The organism is Mycobacterium hainanense, from assembly GCF_041890355.1.
Lineage (GTDB): Bacteria > Actinomycetota > Actinomycetes > Mycobacteriales > Mycobacteriaceae > Mycobacterium > Mycobacterium hainanense.
The window spans coordinates 4,174,767-4,190,830 of record NZ_CP169059.1; the positions used below are offsets into that span (position 1 = coordinate 4,174,767).

General features: G+C 64.4%; 16 protein-coding genes. 6 read left to right on the plus strand and 10 right to left on the minus strand.

Translation table 11 applies throughout. The features are described from left to right. Window positions 1-29 precede the first annotated feature (29 nt). Both ACEL92_RS19450 and ACEL92_RS19455 read right to left on the minus strand, forming a co-directional pair. Window positions 30-1,562 (minus strand): aldehyde dehydrogenase family protein, encoded by a 1,533-nt coding sequence (locus tag ACEL92_RS19450; protein WP_374022309.1) that lies wholly within the window; start codon window positions 1,560-1,562, stop codon window positions 30-32. Window positions 1,563-1,568: 6 nt separating this feature from the next. Further along, window positions 1,569-2,771 (minus strand): amidohydrolase family protein, encoded by a 1,203-nt coding sequence (locus tag ACEL92_RS19455; protein WP_374022310.1) that lies wholly within the window; start codon window positions 2,769-2,771, stop codon window positions 1,569-1,571. 102 nt (window positions 2,772-2,873) lie between these two features. On the opposite strand from ACEL92_RS19455, the gene ACEL92_RS19460 reads away from it, so the two are divergent. Then, complete coding sequence (locus ACEL92_RS19460; RefSeq protein ID WP_374022311.1) at window positions 2,874-4,307, plus strand: cytochrome P450; 1,434 nt, start codon at window positions 2,874-2,876, stop codon at window positions 4,305-4,307. Between the two features lie 22 nt (window positions 4,308-4,329). Here ACEL92_RS19460 and ACEL92_RS19465 read toward each other — a convergent pair whose 3' ends face one another. Next, window positions 4,330-5,451: an NDMA-dependent alcohol dehydrogenase gene (locus ACEL92_RS19465; RefSeq protein ID WP_374026285.1), complete on the minus strand. Its 1,122-nt coding sequence runs from the start codon at window positions 5,449-5,451 to the stop codon at window positions 4,330-4,332. Window positions 5,452-5,684: 233 nt separating this feature from the next. Here ACEL92_RS19465 and ACEL92_RS19470 point away from each other — a divergent pair, with 233 nt between their 5' ends. The 3 genes from ACEL92_RS19470 (at window position 5,685) to ACEL92_RS19480 (ending at window position 7,515) form a co-directional block, all read left to right on the plus strand. Next, window positions 5,685-6,371, plus strand: coding sequence for a TetR/AcrR family transcriptional regulator (locus ACEL92_RS19470; protein ID WP_374022312.1), 687 nt, complete (start codon window positions 5,685-5,687; stop codon window positions 6,369-6,371). 165 nt (window positions 6,372-6,536) lie between these two features. Then, window positions 6,537-6,983, plus strand: coding sequence for an SRPBCC family protein (locus tag ACEL92_RS19475; protein ID WP_374022313.1), 447 nt, complete (start codon window positions 6,537-6,539; stop codon window positions 6,981-6,983). Next, entirely contained in the window at window positions 6,967-7,515 is a 549-nt protein-coding gene (locus ACEL92_RS19480; protein WP_374022314.1) for a TetR/AcrR family transcriptional regulator, read from the plus strand. Before ACEL92_RS19475 ends, ACEL92_RS19480 begins: the two co-directional genes overlap by 17 nt. On the opposite strand, the gene ACEL92_RS19485 is transcribed toward ACEL92_RS19480, so the two are convergent. Further along, window positions 7,492-8,064 (minus strand): TetR/AcrR family transcriptional regulator, encoded by a 573-nt coding sequence (locus ACEL92_RS19485; RefSeq protein ID WP_374022315.1) that lies wholly within the window; start codon window positions 8,062-8,064, stop codon window positions 7,492-7,494. The genes ACEL92_RS19480 and ACEL92_RS19485 overlap by 24 nt on opposite strands. A gap of 104 nt (window positions 8,065-8,168) precedes the next feature. Here ACEL92_RS19485 and ACEL92_RS19490 point away from each other — a divergent pair, with 104 nt between their 5' ends. Next, window positions 8,169-9,086, plus strand: a complete 918-nt coding sequence (locus ACEL92_RS19490; protein WP_374022316.1) for an SDR family NAD(P)-dependent oxidoreductase — start codon at window positions 8,169-8,171, stop codon at window positions 9,084-9,086. A 23-nt stretch (window positions 9,087-9,109) separates the two neighbouring features. Here the strand turns inward: ACEL92_RS19490 and ACEL92_RS19495 are convergent, their stop codons facing one another. From ACEL92_RS19495 to ACEL92_RS19510, 4 genes are all read right to left on the minus strand, one after another. Then, window positions 9,110-9,568, minus strand: a complete 459-nt coding sequence (locus ACEL92_RS19495) for a universal stress protein (protein WP_374022317.1) — start codon at window positions 9,566-9,568, stop codon at window positions 9,110-9,112. A gap of 86 nt (window positions 9,569-9,654) precedes the next feature. Further along, window positions 9,655-11,199 carry a flavin-containing monooxygenase gene (locus tag ACEL92_RS19500; RefSeq protein WP_374022318.1) on the minus strand — a complete coding sequence of 515 codons (1,545 nt, stop codon included), beginning with the start codon at window positions 11,197-11,199 and terminating at the stop codon, window positions 9,655-9,657. 113 nt (window positions 11,200-11,312) lie between these two features. Then, window positions 11,313-12,047, minus strand: a complete 735-nt coding sequence (locus ACEL92_RS19505; RefSeq protein ID WP_374022319.1) for a TetR/AcrR family transcriptional regulator — start codon at window positions 12,045-12,047, stop codon at window positions 11,313-11,315. Window positions 12,048-12,117: 70 nt separating this feature from the next. Beyond that, entirely contained in the window at window positions 12,118-13,125 is a 1,008-nt protein-coding gene (locus ACEL92_RS19510) for an AraC family transcriptional regulator (RefSeq protein WP_374022320.1), read from the minus strand. Between the two features lie 219 nt (window positions 13,126-13,344). On the opposite strand from ACEL92_RS19510, the gene ACEL92_RS19515 reads away from it, so the two are divergent. Beyond that, the gene (locus tag ACEL92_RS19515; RefSeq protein ID WP_374022321.1) at window positions 13,345-14,127 is read left to right on the plus strand and encodes an alpha/beta fold hydrolase; all 783 of its coding nucleotides are present in this window, start codon (window positions 13,345-13,347) and stop codon (window positions 14,125-14,127) included. Between the two features lie 48 nt (window positions 14,128-14,175). Here the strand turns inward: ACEL92_RS19515 and ACEL92_RS19520 are convergent, their stop codons facing one another. Then, window positions 14,176-14,619, minus strand: coding sequence for an MmpS family transport accessory protein (locus ACEL92_RS19520; protein WP_374022322.1), 444 nt, complete (start codon window positions 14,617-14,619; stop codon window positions 14,176-14,178). Between the two features lie 30 nt (window positions 14,620-14,649). Then, window positions 14,650-16,062 carry an FAD-binding oxidoreductase gene (locus ACEL92_RS19525; RefSeq protein WP_374022323.1) on the minus strand — a complete coding sequence of 471 codons (1,413 nt, stop codon included), beginning with the start codon at window positions 16,060-16,062 and terminating at the stop codon, window positions 14,650-14,652. Window positions 16,063-16,064 lie beyond the last annotated feature (2 nt).

Below are 16,064 nucleotides of genomic sequence, written 5' to 3' on the forward strand. Positions count from 1 at the left end.
CGCTATTCCGATGCCCGCGCACTGCGGCTTCACATCCACGCGATCGACTTGATCTCGGTGAACTCCTCGAAGCCCCAGCGGCCCTGTTCGCGCCCGAGACCGCTGTGCTTGAAACCACCGAACGGTCCTCCGCCGTTGAACAGTCCACGCGCGGGCATCGACCAGCCGGGGCCCTCGCCGTTGCCGGGATTGGGACCGGGATCGGCGAGGCCACCGCCGGTGCACTGGACGATGACCGTGCCGGTGCGGATTTGGCGTGCCACGTTGAACCCGCGAGCGGCGTTGCGGGTCATGACGAGCCCCGCTAGTCCGAAGTCGGAGTCGTTGGCGATGCGTACCGCCTCCTCCTGTCCCCGGTACGTCTGCACCGTGAGAACCGGGCCGAACACTTCTTCTCGGCAGATCCGCATGTCGTTGTGACAGTTGACGAATGCTGTTGGCTCGTAATAGAAGCCCCGGCTCAGGTGTGCTGGCCGCCGCCCGCCCACCACCAGCGTGGCTCCTTCATCGAGCGCCGATTGCACATAGCCCTCGACCCGTTGGCGTTGTTGTTCACGGATCAGGGGGCCCACCACGGTGGCCGCGTCGCGGGGATCACCGATAGTGAGATTAGGCGCGATGGCCTTGACACCCTCGACGTAGGGATCAACTAGATGCTCTGGTAGCAGCAGGCGCGACGCCGCGACGCACGCCTGTCCCGAATGCATGAGAACTTGCCCGAAACCGATACCTGCGGCGTCGGATTCGGTCACGTCGTCAAGAACGATATGAGCACTCTTGCCGCCCAGTTCCAGCTGGGCCCGCTTCATCGTCCGCGCCGATATCTCCCTGATGCGCTTCCCGGTTTCGGTCGAGCCGGTGAAGGCGATCATGTCCACAAGGGGATTCGTCGACAACTCCTCCCCGACTTCACGACTACCCACCACGACGTTGAAGACGCCCGCAGGTATGCCGGCTTCCTCGCCTATGCGGGCGAGTTCGAGTGCATTCATCGGCGTCCATGGATGTGGTTTCAAAACGACCGTGCAACCGACCGCAAGCGCCGGCAAGCACTTCTGCAAGTTGATCGAGAAGGGGAAGTTGAACGGTGTGATCACGGCGACCACTCCGACGGGCTCCCGCACGACGACAGTGCCGCCGAGCCCGGTCGGTAAGACTTTCGGCCCTCCCGGAGTTTCGACCCAGGTGACGTCGTGCTCCACGAAATCGCTGTAGTAGTGCGATGCTTCGATCGCTCCGCCCACCTGTAGAAAGTCGGTGAGGAAGCCTACGGAGCCGATCTCGGCGACAATGAGTTCGCGCAGCTCGTCATGGCGCGACTCCATGATCTCGCTGAAGCGCTTCAGTATTCTCGCGCGTTCGCGCACTGACATCCACGGCCAAGGACCGTCGTCGAAGGCCCGGCGCGCCGCTTCGATAGCCATAACGGCTTGCTTGGCGCCCCCGTCGAGAGCGCGGCCGACCAGTTCTTCAGTGGCCGGATCGATTACCTCGATCAGTGCCCCGGCGTTCTCACTGGTCCAGCGACCATCGATGAAATTCTCGTACTGCCGGATGGCCACGCTGTTCTACTTCACGACTGGATACGGAGCGGGCTCGAAGTTGAAGACGCGGCGCGCATTGCCCTGCAGCACCTTGTACTTGTCCGCGTCCGATCGACCCTCCAGGCTCTTGAGCGCAGCATCCAGCGAGCGCGGCCACAAGCTGTCGGTATGCGGGTAGTCGGTTTCGATCATCACGTTTTCGACGCCAATGTAATCGAGATTGGCAGCACCGAATTCGTCCTCAATGAAGCATCCGTAGATGTGATCGCGAAACAACTGCCGAGGCGACTCCGGGAAGATCGCCGGGTCCGTGGCGATTGCGCTCATTCGCATGGTTGCCGGATCCACTGTCCAGTTATTGGCTCGCAGGTAGCGATATTCGGCGGCGACGTGCTCGGCGCGCTCGAGCAGATAGGGGATCCACCCGATACCGCCCTCGGCGAGAACGATCTTGAGGTCGGGAAACTTCTGCAGCTTGCCCGAGAACAGCCAATCTGTTGTGGAGTGGGCCAGGTTGAGCCCGATGTTGACCGACTGCACTCCGAATGGCGCGTCCGGTGACGTGTTCGGGCTGACCGATGACGACCCGATGTGCGTGCAGAGCGGCATCTTCGTTTCGTTCACCGCCGCGAAGAATCCGTCCCACTCCCCCGAGTGGATCGACGGGAAGCCAAGCGCGTGCACGTTTTCCGAAAACGCGATCGCCTTGGCGCCCTTATCCGCGCACCGGTGCACTTCGGCGACGGCCAGTGCGGCGTCCCACAGCGGCACGATGATCATCGGGATGTAGCGCCCCGGCGCCGACCCACACCACTCGTCGATGATGTAGTCGTTGTATGCCCTGAGGCACTTCAAACCGAGTTCGCGGTCCTGAACTTGTGAAAATACCTGTCCGCAAAAGCGTGGGAAGAACGGGAAGTTCAACCCGGCGATGACGTGATCCTGGTCCATGTCCGGGATTCGGGCCTTCGGGTCGTAGTAAACCTTCGGCAGATCCTCGTAGTTGACCGACAGCGGGGAGTAGTCGTCGGGCTGCTGATGGGCGGCCACCAGGATGCCCATGACCGTCGCGCGGTGCTTCTCATAGACCCAGGTGTCGACGCCGTCGATGCGTTCCACGTGCGGCACGCGGTCGCGATCGGCGGCAGACGCGCGGTCGACCCAAACGTTCGGCGGCTCGATGATGTGATCGTCAACGGAGATCAGCCACTGCAGATCCTGTTCCACGGATACTCCCTAGGGCCGTTGTGTGGTCGTCCGCCGGCTACGCGTCGGGCTGACGGGCCGAGCGCGTGCAATCCGCTGCCCGTCCCAACCCCTTCGGACACTATGAGCGGCCACCAGCCTTGTCAAGTAACACTTGATAACTGTGATCAAGCTTATCGAGTGTCACTTGACTACCCTTCCACCGCGATCTATCGTGCGAAAAACACGGCACTCGACGAATCCCCGGTCGAGGCGAAACCGCTGTCGCAAGACGGCGAGTACCGACGCCGCGACATCGACGTCGTGGTCGCAACAAGAGAAGGACTACGCCCAGTGCCCAAGTCGCTCGAGGACCATGCCGAGAACTTCGATCTTCGCCACGAGGATTTTAAGGAGCCGGACTATTTGTACGAGCTCTATTCGCACATGCGCGCCAAGGCAGCCATCGCGCATACCGACTTCCCGTTTCTGAGCACGCGGGAAGACGGTGCCTGGGTGGCGATGACCTACAACGAGTGCTACGAAATCCTCAAGAACTGGGAAACTTTCTCCAGCACGCCCCCACCCGGCGACGCCATGCAGCTATCGGGTGACGTCGTCATCCTGTTGGACCCGCCGCGCCAGCAAGCGCTACGCAAAGTGCTCAATCCGTACTTCTCGCCAGGCCGCATGAAGCAACTGCAGCCGCAGATCCGGGCCGAAACCGACGCGTTGATCAACGAGTTCGTCGAGGACGGTCATGGCGATTTGGCAGTAGTCGCCTGGCAGCAACCTGGGATCGTGTTCTTCAAGTACCTCCTTGGCATGCCGGTCGGCGACGTCCCGCTGTGCATTGAACTCACGGATGAAGCGTTGAACGGGGAAACCGAGGAGATCCGGCTGACGGCCTGGGGCGGCCTCTACGAACACATCACAAATGCGGTCACGACTCGGATGCAAGGCGAACCCCAAGACGACATGATTGACGTCCTGCTGTCGGCCGAAATCGACGGTGTCAAGCTGCGATTCGATGATGTCGTGTCGAACGCAATGCTTTTGGTGCAAGCGGGCCTAGAGACGACGGCGAGCGCGATGTCGTACGCATTCCACTACCTCGGCACCCGTCCCGACGAACGGGATCGGCTGATCCACGAACCCGAGCTCATGTCGACTGCCGTCGAGGAACTGATCCGATTCGCCGGATCGATTCACGGCATTCCGCGAACGGTCACCAAGGAGGTCGAAATCGGCGGGCTGAACCTGTGCCCGGGACAACAGGTCATCGTCAACTACGCATCGGCCAATCGTGACGACCGCGAGTTTCCTGATGCGCACAGATGCATCCTCGACCGAGAACCCAACCGCCATCTCGGATTTGGCGCAGGTGTTCACCGTTGCCTGGGGTCGAACCTGGCGCGACTGGAGTTTCGCATCGGGGTCGAGCAGACGCTGGCCCGTATGCCCGATTACACCGTAGCGACCGACGCTGAGTCGATCTTCCATGGGAATTCGGTGACCCGAGGATTCCGCAAGGTTCCAGTGGTGTTCACCCCCGGACCGCGAGTAGGACCGGACTGACGCACGTGTTCGGTTCGATGACTCAGTGTTCGTGAATGATTACGCCGCGAATGTTTCGACCGGCGAGCATGTCGTCGTAGGCGTCGTTGATGTCGGCGAGCTTGTATTCGGTGGTGACCGTTTCATCAAGTAAAAGCTTGCCCTCGCGGTAGAGGCTGAGCAGTCGGGGGATATCGGCGCGCGGGTTGGCTTCGCCGTAAAGGCTTCCCAGCAGTCGCTTTTGAAACAGCGTGACCATCGCGATCATTGACATCGGCAGGGTCCTCGTCATGTCGAGCATCGACCCCAGCGCGGTGACCACGACGGCACCGTTCTTGCTGACGATGTTCAGTGCGTCGACGATCATGGGGGCTTCGACGAGTCCGACCGTCACAATGGCGGAGTCGGCCATCACGCCGCACGTCAGCTCCGCAACCAAGGCTGTTGCCTCGGGCATCGATGTCACGAAGTGGGAAGCGCCGAACTGAGAAACCATGTCGCGCTTGGCCTCCACGATATCCACGGCGATGATCCTCTCGGCGCCGGCCAATCGCGCGCCTTGGATCGCGCCGCTGCCAATACCACCACATCCGACCACCACGACGGTGTCGCCCGGCTTGACTCCTGCGGTGTTCACCGCCGAGCCCCAGCCGGTGGTCACGCCGCAGCCGACAAGACAGGCTCGGCTCAGGGGAAGGTCCTCGTCAATCTTCACCACAGATGCCTCCGGCACCGTGCCGTATTGCGCAAAGGCACCGAGCCAGGCCAGCGCGCCGATATCGCGGCCCCTGGCATGGCGGCGGAAGCTGCCGTCGAGTTGCTCGCCCGTGGCCATCTGGCCACCTAGGTCACAGAGATTCTGGTGGCCGCTCGAACACCAACGGCATCGCCCACACGCCGGCAGGAACAAGCCCACCACATGATCACCGACGCTCAAGTCGCGCACACCTGGTCCGACCTCTTGGACGACACCCGCCCCCTCGTGCCCGCCGACCAGCGGCAGTGCAAGTGGTAGGTCACCCTCACGGACGTGGTGATCGGAGTGACAGAGCCCGGCCGCTTCGAAGGAGACGAGCACTTCGCCTTCTTTGGGGCCGTCCAGTTCGACCTCTTCGACGCTCCACTCCTGGTGGACGTCCCATAACACCGCAGCATTCATCTTCATTGTCGACGCATTTAACGGCCTCGCGATGACGTTGTCAAGTGTCACTTGACAACCCGTTCGGAAACGGCGCTGACGCTCCACCAGGGCGAGCACTCAAGCGCTATGCCTGTAATGAGCGATGTCCTTCATTCGTATGCGATCGGGATCCGAAGGCGAGGAATGCGGCTCGACCCCAGTCGAACACCACTCGCGGTCAGACTCAGGGACCCGCACCGTCGCGTTACTGTGTGCCAATGGCCAATAGCCCCGCGAAGCGCGTCCGAGATAAGGACGGGAAGCAACGCGCCCTGGTGGAGGCCGCGGCTGAGGTATTCGCCGAACAGGGCTTTGACGCGGCAGTGACGAAGGAGATAGCTCGCCGTGCCGGATGCTCGGAGGCCATGCTGTTTCATTATTTCGGCGACAAGCAGGGCATCTTCGAACAGGTCGTCTCACGTCAGATCGCGGAGGGAGTTACCGAGGCGGAGGACAAAGTCATGGAGTCTCTGCCAGACAGTTTCGTCGATTTCGTCAAGCAACTCTTTCTGGCGCGACTAACAGTCCGCGAGCGCCGAGACACGGTGCCGGGCTGGGACATAGCGGGACGCGCTTTGTCTGACCCCGAATTCTCCCTGCGGGTCATGCGTCCGAATCATGAGCACCGCGTATCGGTGATCACCGGCGGCGTCGCTCATTACCAAGATCTCGGCCAAGTCAACCCCCACGTTGATCCTGCTACGGTCGCCGAGCTGCTCGCCAATTTCACTATCTTCACCACGACCGTCGGTCCGCGCTGGTTCGGTACCCCCGATGCCGAAATTCGCGCTCAGATAGAGCTTGGGGCTCGGATCTTCGCCGACGGGGTCAGAGGCTCCTCTGCCGGCGGCGCGTCTCACCGTTCTCGCCGCGGACGGTCGTCACGATCGAGATCCGGCAGATAATGCGGTGCCCCTGAACATTCGCACGCGTTGCGGCCCGCCTTCACTGCTTGGCGGTCGCCGAGACCCCCCGGGATGGAACGGCGCCGAGGCGGCGCTCAAACCTCTGAACGCCCGGGTCTCGTAAGCGGGTATCCAGGACCCCTCATTCGATGTACCATTTGGTACATGTTTACCGAAGACAGTATCGAGATCGACGCGCCACCACAGCTCGTGTGGGATGTCTTCAGCGAGGTCGAGCGCTGGCCCGAGTGGACCGCATCGGTGACGTCGCTGGTCGGCCGGGACGGGCCAGCGCTCGGGGTCGGAAGGCGGTTCGCGATCAAGCAGCCCGGCATGGCGAAGCTGGTCTGGAAGGTCACCGAGCTCGACCGGGGCTCGTCGTGGACGTGGGTCCAGCGCTCCCCCGGCGTGTCGGTGAGCGCCCGGCACGACGTCACTGCGCTGCCCGGCGGCCGCACCCTGGTACGTCAGCAGCTGGATCAGCGCGGTGTGCTCGGGGCGCTGGTCGGCCGGCTGATGACGAAGAAGACCAAGCGATTTCTCGAGCTCGAGGCCCAAGGACTGAGGGCCCATTCTGAACAGCTCAGCCGCGACAATGGCGCGCACTCCTGACGTCGCGCGGCGCCGGCAACTACTCGACGCCCTGATCGAGGAGTTCGCCACCGGCGGCATCGGCGACCGCTCGCTGCGCGAGGTGGCTGCCGCGATCGGTACCAGCCACCGAATGTTGCTGCACCACTTCGGTTCCCGCGACGAACTACTGCTCGCGGTCGTCGAGGAGGTCGAGCACCGACAGATGGGACTGCTCCCCCAGTTGCCAGAAGAACCCGACGAGAGCTTCGCCGCCATGTGGGCCGACGTCCGTCGGCCTGAGCTGCGCAACCTGGAACGACTCTTCTTCGAGTGCTACGCCCGCGCCGCCCAGGGCGAAAAGCCGTTCGCCCGAATGGTTCCCGGCGCTGTCGAGGGTTGGCTTGCCGAGGCCGATGCGGCCGCCGGCGGCCCGGTCGACATCGCGCTGGCCCGGCTTGGATTGGCCGTCATCCGCGGCCTGCTGTTGGACCTCGTGGCCACCGACGACGACGCCGGCGTCGACGCCGCGGCAGGAGCCTTCGCGAGACTACTTCGCTTTGGGCAACACTGAGATCAGGGTGTCGACGAGCTCCTCTGCGTTGGTGTGCCACTTGTCCAGATCCATGTGGCCGCTTAAATCCAAACCCGTGATCCCGTGGGCACTGGTTAGCAGCAGCGCCCCATAACGCCGCGCCTGCTCAGGACCCGTGATCCGACCGATGATGTCGAGAAACAGATCCTGCGCCCGTTCGGCCACCCGCATCGCTTCGGTGGGGTCCCCCGGCGGCGGGGTGAACATCAGCCGGTACAGATGCGGTCGTGCGCGGCCCAGATCGATCAGAGCAAGCAGACCGGAGCGCAGGGAGTCTTCGGGCGGATCGTCGCTGTCGACCAAAGCCTGGAGCAGGTCGCCCAATTCGCTCAATGCGTTGATCGCCAGGACCGCGAGCAGCGACTCCTTGTCGGCGAAGTGGCGATAGGCCGCCGAGCGGGAAACCCCGGCCCGAGCGCCCACCTCGCGCAACGTGACAGCCTCGACGCCGCCGAGGTCGAGTAATGCCCCGGCGGCCTCGAGCAGCGAGCGGCGCGTCGCCGCAGCAGTTTCCGCTCGTGTCGCCACCCGCCGAGCATAAGCCCGAAATTTCAGTTGACACTGTCAACTCGACCCGATAGGTTCAGTTGACAACGTCAACTCAAAGGCTCGGATGCCGAACGGAGACCGTCATGACTTCCCCGCATTCCACCGACCGCAACCAGCTGATCGTGGTGACCGGCGCCTCCACAGGCATCGGCGCCGCCACGGCTAAAGAACTGGCCGGCAATGGTTTTCACGTCCTCGCCGGTGTGCGTCGTGATGCCGATGCCGACGCGCTGCGGGCTGACGGCATCGAACCACACATCCTGGACATCACCGTCGAATCGGACGTGGCCGCGATGGCCGATCGTGTCGCGAACGATCCACTGCATCGCCCCCTTCGCGCGCTGATCAACAACGCCGGGATCGCGATCAATGCTCCGGTGGAGACGTTGCCGATTCCGCAGTGGCGCAATCAATTTGAGGTAAACCTATTCGGTCAGATCGCGATGACTCAGGCGCTGCTGCCGGCGCTCTTAGGCAGCAAAGGCACCGTCGTGAACATAAGTTCCGTCGGCGGGAAGGTCGTCTTGCCGACCTATGGCGCATACGCCGGTTCGAAGTTCGCGCTGGAGGCGGTCAGCGACGCCCTGCGCCGGGAGGTCGGCGGTCTCGGGGTCAAGGTCGTCGTCGTCGAACCCGGTGCCGTCAGAACCGAAATGGCCGAGCGGGGAATCGCCACGGCGGAGGCACTGATGGCCGACATGACCCCGGCCCAGCTCAAGCGCTACGACACGCTCGCGGCAGCCGTCACGGCCCAAGCCCGGTCGTTCGGCGAGGACGGCGTCCCGGCTGAACACGCCGCCAAGGTGATCGTCAAGGCGGCGACCGCGTCGCGTCCCCGAACCCGCTACACCATCGGTCGCGATGCCGCGATCCTCACGCGGGTCAGCCGTCTCATATCCGACCGGGTGCTGGATCGCATTGTGCGCCTGAGCCTTCGATCATTCGCGAAAGGCTCGGAGTTCGGCGAAGGGCGCATCGCGGCAACCACAGCCAACGCCTAGGCGGCCGACCGCGGGCCGGAAGATCAGCCGGAGGTGTGGACGATCAGGACGTCGGTCTTCGCCCTGCGGGAAACTTCGGAGGGGACCGATCCCAGGAGCCGCCCCGCGACGCTGCTGAGCCCGACGTTGCCGACGACCAGCAGGTCGGCATTGACCTCCTCGGCGAGCTGCACCAGCGCGTTGATGGGCGGTCCGACGACGGCCCTCTCTTCAACGTTCTTGGCCCCGGCCTGGTGCGCCCGCTCCCTGGCGTTCTGCAGGATCGCATAGTAGGGGGCCTGGCCCAGCGTCCGGTAGTCCTGACCGTGGTCGCTCCCCGGGGGGATGGCGTAGCGGCCGCGTTCCTCGTGGACCGGGAGATGCGCCGTCGCGACGATCAACGTCGCGCCGTGGTCCGCGGCCGTCGCTGCCGCGCGCTCCACCGCGCGCAGCGACGAGTCCGAGCCATCGGTGCCGACCACGATGATCTGATAGGCGCACATTTCCCACCCAGTGTAAAAGCTCGGCGGCGGCTCAGAACCCGAATGAAGGCAAATAACTCGGTGGTGGCACGCAGCGCGTTGCCGGCTCAGCCCTGCGCGGCCGCCGCCAAGCGCTTGGCGCCCGACCCGTTGCCGAAGAACTCGTACTCCTCGGGATTGACCGAGCGCGTTTCCCGCCAATACTCCCAGGTATAGCCGCCCCACAGCACAGTGTTCTTGCCGTGCTCGTCGAGGTACCAGCTGGCGCAACCGCCGCTGTTCCACACCGAGGGCCCCAGCCTGCGCTGCAACTCGTCGTTGAAGGCGTCCTGCGCGGCGCGGGTGGGCGCGAGTGCCTGCACGCCGAGCTTGTCGCAGGTCTTGATCGCGCTGGCGACGTAGCGAATCTGCGACTCGATCATGAACACCACCGAGTTGTGACCCAGGCCGGTGTTCGGTCCCAGCAGGAAGAACAGGTTGGGCATGCCGGCGACGGTGATGCCGCGGTGGGCGGCGATGCCCTCGCGGTTCCAGCGGTCCACCAGGTCCTCGCCGTTGTGGCCCTTGATCTGGACGTAGGTGTAGGAGTCGGTGACGTGGAATCCGGTGCCATAGACGATCACGTCGACGTCGCGCTGCGTGCCGTCGGCGGTGACGATCCCGGTCGGCGTGATCCGCGCGATGCGATCGGTGATGAGTTCGGTCTTCGGGTCCGCGACCGCGCGATAGTACGTGGAGGAGTTCAGGATTCGCTTGCACCCGATGCGGTAGCTCGGGGTCAGTTTGCGGCGCAGTTCGCGGTCCTTGACCGAGCGGCGGATGTTGTATTTGACGTAGGCCTCGATGAACTTCAGCGCGTTGGGGCGCTTGGTCATGCCGATGGCCAACGCCTCCTGCCCCCAATAGATCGCGAGCCGCACCAACGCCCGCAGGCCCGGGACGTTCGCCATGGCCCGGCGCACCGCCACCGGGATCTCGGGGTTGGAGCGCGGCACCACCCATGGCGGGGTGCGCTGGTAGAGCTGAAGTTCGGCGACCTGACCGACGATCTCCGGCACGATCTGGATCGCGCTGGCGCCGGTCCCGATCATCGCCACCCGCTTGCCGGTCAAATCGACGGCGTGATCCCACTCCGCGGAATGGAAAGCGGGACCGCGGAATTCGTCGCGGCCCTCGATATCGGGCAGGGACGGGATGTGCAGCGCGCCCGCGCCCGAGATCAGGAACTGCCCGACGAATTCGCGGCCGTCTTTGGCGAAGACGTGCCAGCGCTGTTCGTCGTCGTCCCAGTGCGCCCGGTCGACGTGCGAGTTGAACTCGATGTAGCGGCGCAGGCCGTACTTCTCGGTGACGCCCTTCAGGTAGTCCCAGATCTCGGGCTGGTAGGAAAACGGATTCTTCCAGTCAGGCTTGGGCTCGAACGAGAACGAGTACAGGTGCGATGGGATGTCGCAGGCGCAGCCGGGGTAGCTGTTGTCGCGCCAGGTGCCGCCGACATCGCCGAACTTTTCCAGGACGACGAAGTCCACGCCCTGTTGCTGCAGCTTGATCGCCATGCCCAGGCCGGAAAACCCGGTCCCGATGATGATGGCGCGGGTGTGCACGGGCTGGTGTGCGGATGTCGGTTCGGCGTGTGTCACAACGTCGGTCACGGTGGATCGATCTTCCTGTTAGCTCCCCAGATACCCAGTACCCAGGGTATCGGATGGCACGAGTGTTGACGATCGCCGAAACGATGTCAACGTGACGGAGTCTTCAGCGGTCCTCAGCTCGCCGCGGGGTTGCTGGGCACCACGCTGTGCACCGGCTGGTCAGGGTCCATCGCGATGCCCAGCGCCTCGGCGGTGCCGACGATGACCCCGACCATGATCGTCGTCAGATGGGCGACGAACTGGTCGCGCGGCATGCGGCGGGCGCTCTGCGGGTCGGGGCCCAGCCACCATTCGGTGGCCGAGGCGGCCGAACCGAACGCGGCATGCGCGGCCAGCTCGAACGCCGCGTGGTCGAGCTCCATTTCGCGCAGCTCGTTGTCGAACAGGTCGGCCATTGCCAGCGTGATCCCGCGGCCCTCGTTGAGGATTTGGGGGCTGGCCGCCGAACGGCCCTGGATGAAGACCCGCAGCACGTTGGGATGCAGGTCGACGAGGTTGACGTACTCGTCGACGGCGCGCCGGATCACCTCGCGCGCCGAATCGGTCTTCAGGTCGATCGCCGGGAAGATCGCCGCCCACAGCATGTCGCGCAGCCGTTCCCCGATGGCCTGGAACAGGTCCGACTTGTCGTGGAAATGCCGGTAGATCTTCGGCTTGGCGGTGCCGGCCTCCTCCGCGATCTCGCGCACGCTCAACTCGGGTCCGAGCCGGTCGATGGCCCGGAACGCCGCGTCGACGATTTCGCCGCGCACCTTCTTGCGGTGTTCGCGCCAGCGCTCGCTGCGCGCGTCGACCTTCGCCCCGGGCGGCTTGACGCTGGGGTGCGGCGGTCGCGGAATTCTCACCACGTCAAGCACCATACCCCTCCGGGCGCCCGCCGAGCCCCTGACCTGGGCAGACCGCCGATACGTCACCGTGTCATGACCGTGCGCGCAGTACCTCGCTGGGAGTGCGGCCAAACTCCCGGCGGTAGTCGGCTGCGAATCGGCCGAGGTTGGCGAACCCCCAGCGGTACGCGACGGCTGCCACGGTCGCCCCGTCCTCGGCGGACGCCCGGCACAGGTCTGCATGTGCGCGCGCGAGACGGATCGACTTCAGGTAGGCCATCGGGGTCGTGTCCAAGTGGTTACGGAACGCCTCCTGGAGGGCGCGGGGGCTCAGCCGCGCCGCGGCCGCCAAGTCCTGGATGCGGACGTCCTCGGCTGCCCTGTCCTCGAGGTAGGCGATTGCACGACGCACGGCCGGGGGTCTTATGCGGCCGCGGAGTTCGTCATGGGCCGCGCGATGAACCGCAGGGTATGCCTCGACGATGCTCGCTATCAACATGCGACGCATCTGGGCCGACAATAACGGTCCGGAAGCCAAGAGGCCGTTCGGACCGGCATTTCGGAGCAGCACGTGCATCACCTGTGCCACGGCCGCCGCGCCCGGCTTGGACGGACGCCAACTCAGTGGGAAGCGAACGGAATTCAGGTGACTCGCGCCCGTGAACTCAGCGACCGTCGTCTCGAGTGCACTACGAGGGATCCGCGCGTGAAAGATGCTGCAGTTCTCCTGCCAGCGCAGGCGATAGGCGGTGTGGGCATCCAACACAACGTGCTCGCCGGGTACCAGCAACCGTTCGCCGGTGTCCGTGCTGACCAGCAGCCGACCGCTGACTTGTTGGGAAACCAGCACAAAGTCATCGAACGCAAACGAGTCCAGCACCGTAGTCCCCGCGCCGTAAGTCAGCGAGTAGACACCGAGCCCCCTGCTACCCCCTTCGGCATGCCGGGCACGGAAGGAGGCCTTGCTGCCTTCGAGGGTGAGCCGGTGGGGACAGTAGAGAGCTGCCATGCGGGTGCATGCATCGTCGGGATCCGCCGTGTCAAGACGAATGCGCAGCACATCGCTCATGCGACTGTGGCCCGGCAGCGTGCGACTCATTCGACACCTTTCGTCGACTTGTGACGTTCGGTAATGACAACGACGACCGCACGTCGCGTGTGCCGCCGGAAAGCCAAGGCGTCCGTTTCCGTGGAAAAGATGGCGCATTGCGAGCGACAGACAGATGTGCGGAATTTGCCCGTTCGGCCATGGCGCATTCTGTGGGAATCAAGGCACGATGTGCAGCCACCCAGGGAAGGCGGCGGCGTTGCATTCGACATGAACACCGTGGTCTCCCCCGACGGAACTCGGATCGGTTATGAATCGGTCGGTACCGGTCCACCCCTCTTGCTCGTCCACGGCAGCACCGGCACCCGCGCCCGCTGGTCACCGGTGCTACCGGCCCTGGCGAAGCATTACACCGTCCACGCGATGGACCGCCGCGGTCGCGGGCTGAGCACCGCTGAGGTCGAGCCTTACAGCTTGGCCCGCGAAGCCGAGGACGTCGCGGCCATCGCCGAAGCCCTCGGCGGCAACGTCTACGTGTTCGGCCATTCCTACGGCGCCCTGGCGGTTCTCGAAGCGGCCACGATCACACGTGCTTTCCGCCGGGTGATGCTGTACGACCCACCAATTTCGTCGTCGGGCTTCGACGTCGGCTCGCCGGAGGGCGTGGCCCGCATCGCCGCCATGTCCGACCCGCGCGACATCCTCGAGGCGTTCTATCGTGTGACGCTCCACCTGCCGCCGTCAGACATCAAGGACCTTGCGGATCGCGAGTTCCCGTACCTCGCCGCATCGATAGGCCGTACCGCCGGCCGCGAACTCGCGCAGGCCCGCGCCTACCGCCCGCCAGCGCGGCTCGCGGCGATCACCGTCCCGGTCCGTTTGGTGCTAGGCAGTGAGAGCCCCGCCTATTTCCGGGCGGCCACCGCGGCCGTAGCAGCACGAATACCTGGCGCGACGGTCGTCACGTTGAAAGGTCAAGGACATCAGGCGGTCGACTACGACCCGCAACAGATCGTCCAGGCACTGCTGGACTTCGACCCCGACGTTCGCTAGTGCGAACACGCGACTGACTCGACGGTCGTGGCGCGGTGTTACTGCGGCTCATGCGGACAGCACCTGGCACCAGACGCCGGCATGCTCTCCTTCGGCCGTGTGCTCGGAGCGCACCTTGCCGTCGACGGTGATGCGGCAGCCAATACTTCCTCCGGCCACTTGCGCCGTGATATCGGCGGTGGCCGTTGTCAATACCGTCACTTCGGTGTGTGTCCAGGGCAGCGCCATCAGCTCAATGGCGATCGCGTGCGAATTCATGTCCCAATAACTGACCCTTCCCCATCCTGCCAAATCACCGAAGATGTCGTATTCGATGCGTTTGGGATTGAATTGAGCTATCGAGAACTTGTTGTCCGGGCTGCGGGTTCGGTCCTGAGAGCCGAATACGTCGTGAGCATGTTGGATGGTGACGCCCGCCACGACGGCCACGACGGCCACCACGGCCGGCAGCCAAAGTCTGTCGCCAAGTCGACGATGGCAGGAATCATTCATAAACGTTGCGGTCCTTGCCTATTCAGGCCATCAGAGGGCATGCGGCGCCGGCGCCACATTGTGATTGAGGCGGAACATGTTGGTCGGGTCGTACATCCTCTTGACGCGCGCGAGGCGCTCGTAGCACTCGCGGCCATAGATGGCTACGGCGTCGTCTGCTTCGTCGGGAGCAAGATTGTTCACCAGCAGGCGTTCTCCCCGCCAGGGCGCCATGCCGTCGAGCAGCGCAGCGACCGACTCCTTGAGCCGCTGTTCGTCGGACCGCGGACCAACCTCGACACCCAACAGGACATACGGCAGGCCCCGGGTCGCCACGGCGTTGGGCACCAACGGATCTCGGTCCCAGGCTCCGCCCAGGGCGCGCATTTCAGCGATCCACATTGTGGTGTCGGATCCAGGGCCGACCAGATCGACCAACTTGTCCTGCGCCGCCCCGGGAAATTCCCGCAGCATGATGCTGCGCTCGTAGTACGGCAACGGTTCGGTCGGCTCGTCGTGGATCGATGCGACCGCGGCGTACGGCATGTCCGCCACGGTGTCCAGGATTGGCGGCGCCACCGCCCGCAGCGGTGCGATCATCCGTTCGCCGTCTTCAACGGAGCCGTCGTACGCGATCCGCACGGCCACTGTGAACACGCCGCGCAGGGGTTCAGGTATCGCTGGCAGCGTCGGCAATCGCAGCGCCGCGAACGAGGAGATCATTGTCTCGGGTGTGTGCGGGTGCCACGCAGTCCAGGCCCGCAGCACGTCGGCCATCCGTGCCCCTGCGAAATAGATGCCACCGCCGTAGAGGCGCGACACGGGGAACACAGAGAACTCCATCGCCGTGACGATCCCGAAGTTGCCCTTGCCGCCCCGCAGTGCCCAGAACAATTCAGGGTCCGAATCCGGGTCGACATGCCGGAATTCGCCGTCCGCAGTCACCACATCGAGCGCGCGCACGTAGTCGGCGGCATAGCCGCGGGAGCGGCCCAGGGTCGGGCTGAGACCGCCGCCCAGGGTATAACCGACGACTCCTACCGTGGGGTTCGACCCGTTCAACGGCGCGAGGCCCGCCTCGGCTGCCTTCCGGACGACGTCGCCCCATAGCGCTCCGGCGCCGACTCTGGCCGTGCGGCGCACCACATCGATGTCGACATCGCTCATTCGCCGTGTGGCGATCAGGACGGCATCCTGCGCCGTCCCGACAATCTGGTGTCCGGTCGCTTTTGCCAGAACCGGCCGCCCCTGTCGTGCCGCGAACGCTACCGCCGCCTGGACATCGATCGCGTTCTCCGCCAGCACAATCAGAGCAGGCGTCAGCTCGTGATTCAAATTGAACACGGCGCGTTCGACGTCATATCCCGCGTCAGCGGGCAACAACACCGAACCCCTGACCTCGGTTCGTAGCCGTACCACATCCTGCGGTCGGACGGGCGCAGAAGCAGCACTCTCGATATTCATTG

What these genes read in the sequence shown, in the direction of transcription:
- ACEL92_RS19460 (WP_374022311.1), top strand. Translation starts at nt 2,874, where the DNA reads ATGAGCGGCCACCAGCCTTGTCAAGTAACACTTGATAACTGTGATCAA.
- ACEL92_RS19465 (WP_374026285.1), bottom strand. Translation starts at nt 5,451, where the DNA reads ATGAAGATGAATGCTGCGGTGTTATGGGACGTCCACCAGGAGTGGAGC.
- ACEL92_RS19470 (WP_374022312.1), top strand. Translation starts at nt 5,685, where the DNA reads ATGGCCAATAGCCCCGCGAAGCGCGTCCGAGATAAGGACGGGAAGCAA.
- ACEL92_RS19475 (WP_374022313.1), top strand. Translation starts at nt 6,537, where the DNA reads ATGTTTACCGAAGACAGTATCGAGATCGACGCGCCACCACAGCTCGTG.
- ACEL92_RS19480 (WP_374022314.1), top strand. Translation starts at nt 6,967, where the DNA reads ATGGCGCGCACTCCTGACGTCGCGCGGCGCCGGCAACTACTCGACGCC.
- ACEL92_RS19490 (WP_374022316.1), top strand. Translation starts at nt 8,169, where the DNA reads ATGACTTCCCCGCATTCCACCGACCGCAACCAGCTGATCGTGGTGACC.
- ACEL92_RS19495 (WP_374022317.1), bottom strand. Translation starts at nt 9,568, where the DNA reads ATGTGCGCCTATCAGATCATCGTGGTCGGCACCGATGGCTCGGACTCG.
- ACEL92_RS19510 (WP_374022320.1), bottom strand. Translation starts at nt 13,125, where the DNA reads ATGAGTCGCACGCTGCCGGGCCACAGTCGCATGAGCGATGTGCTGCGC.
- ACEL92_RS19515 (WP_374022321.1), top strand. Translation starts at nt 13,345, where the DNA reads ATGAACACCGTGGTCTCCCCCGACGGAACTCGGATCGGTTATGAATCG.
- ACEL92_RS19520 (WP_374022322.1), bottom strand. Translation starts at nt 14,619, where the DNA reads ATGAATGATTCCTGCCATCGTCGACTTGGCGACAGACTTTGGCTGCCG.
- ACEL92_RS19525 (WP_374022323.1), bottom strand. Translation starts at nt 16,062, where the DNA reads ATGAATATCGAGAGTGCTGCTTCTGCGCCCGTCCGACCGCAGGATGTG.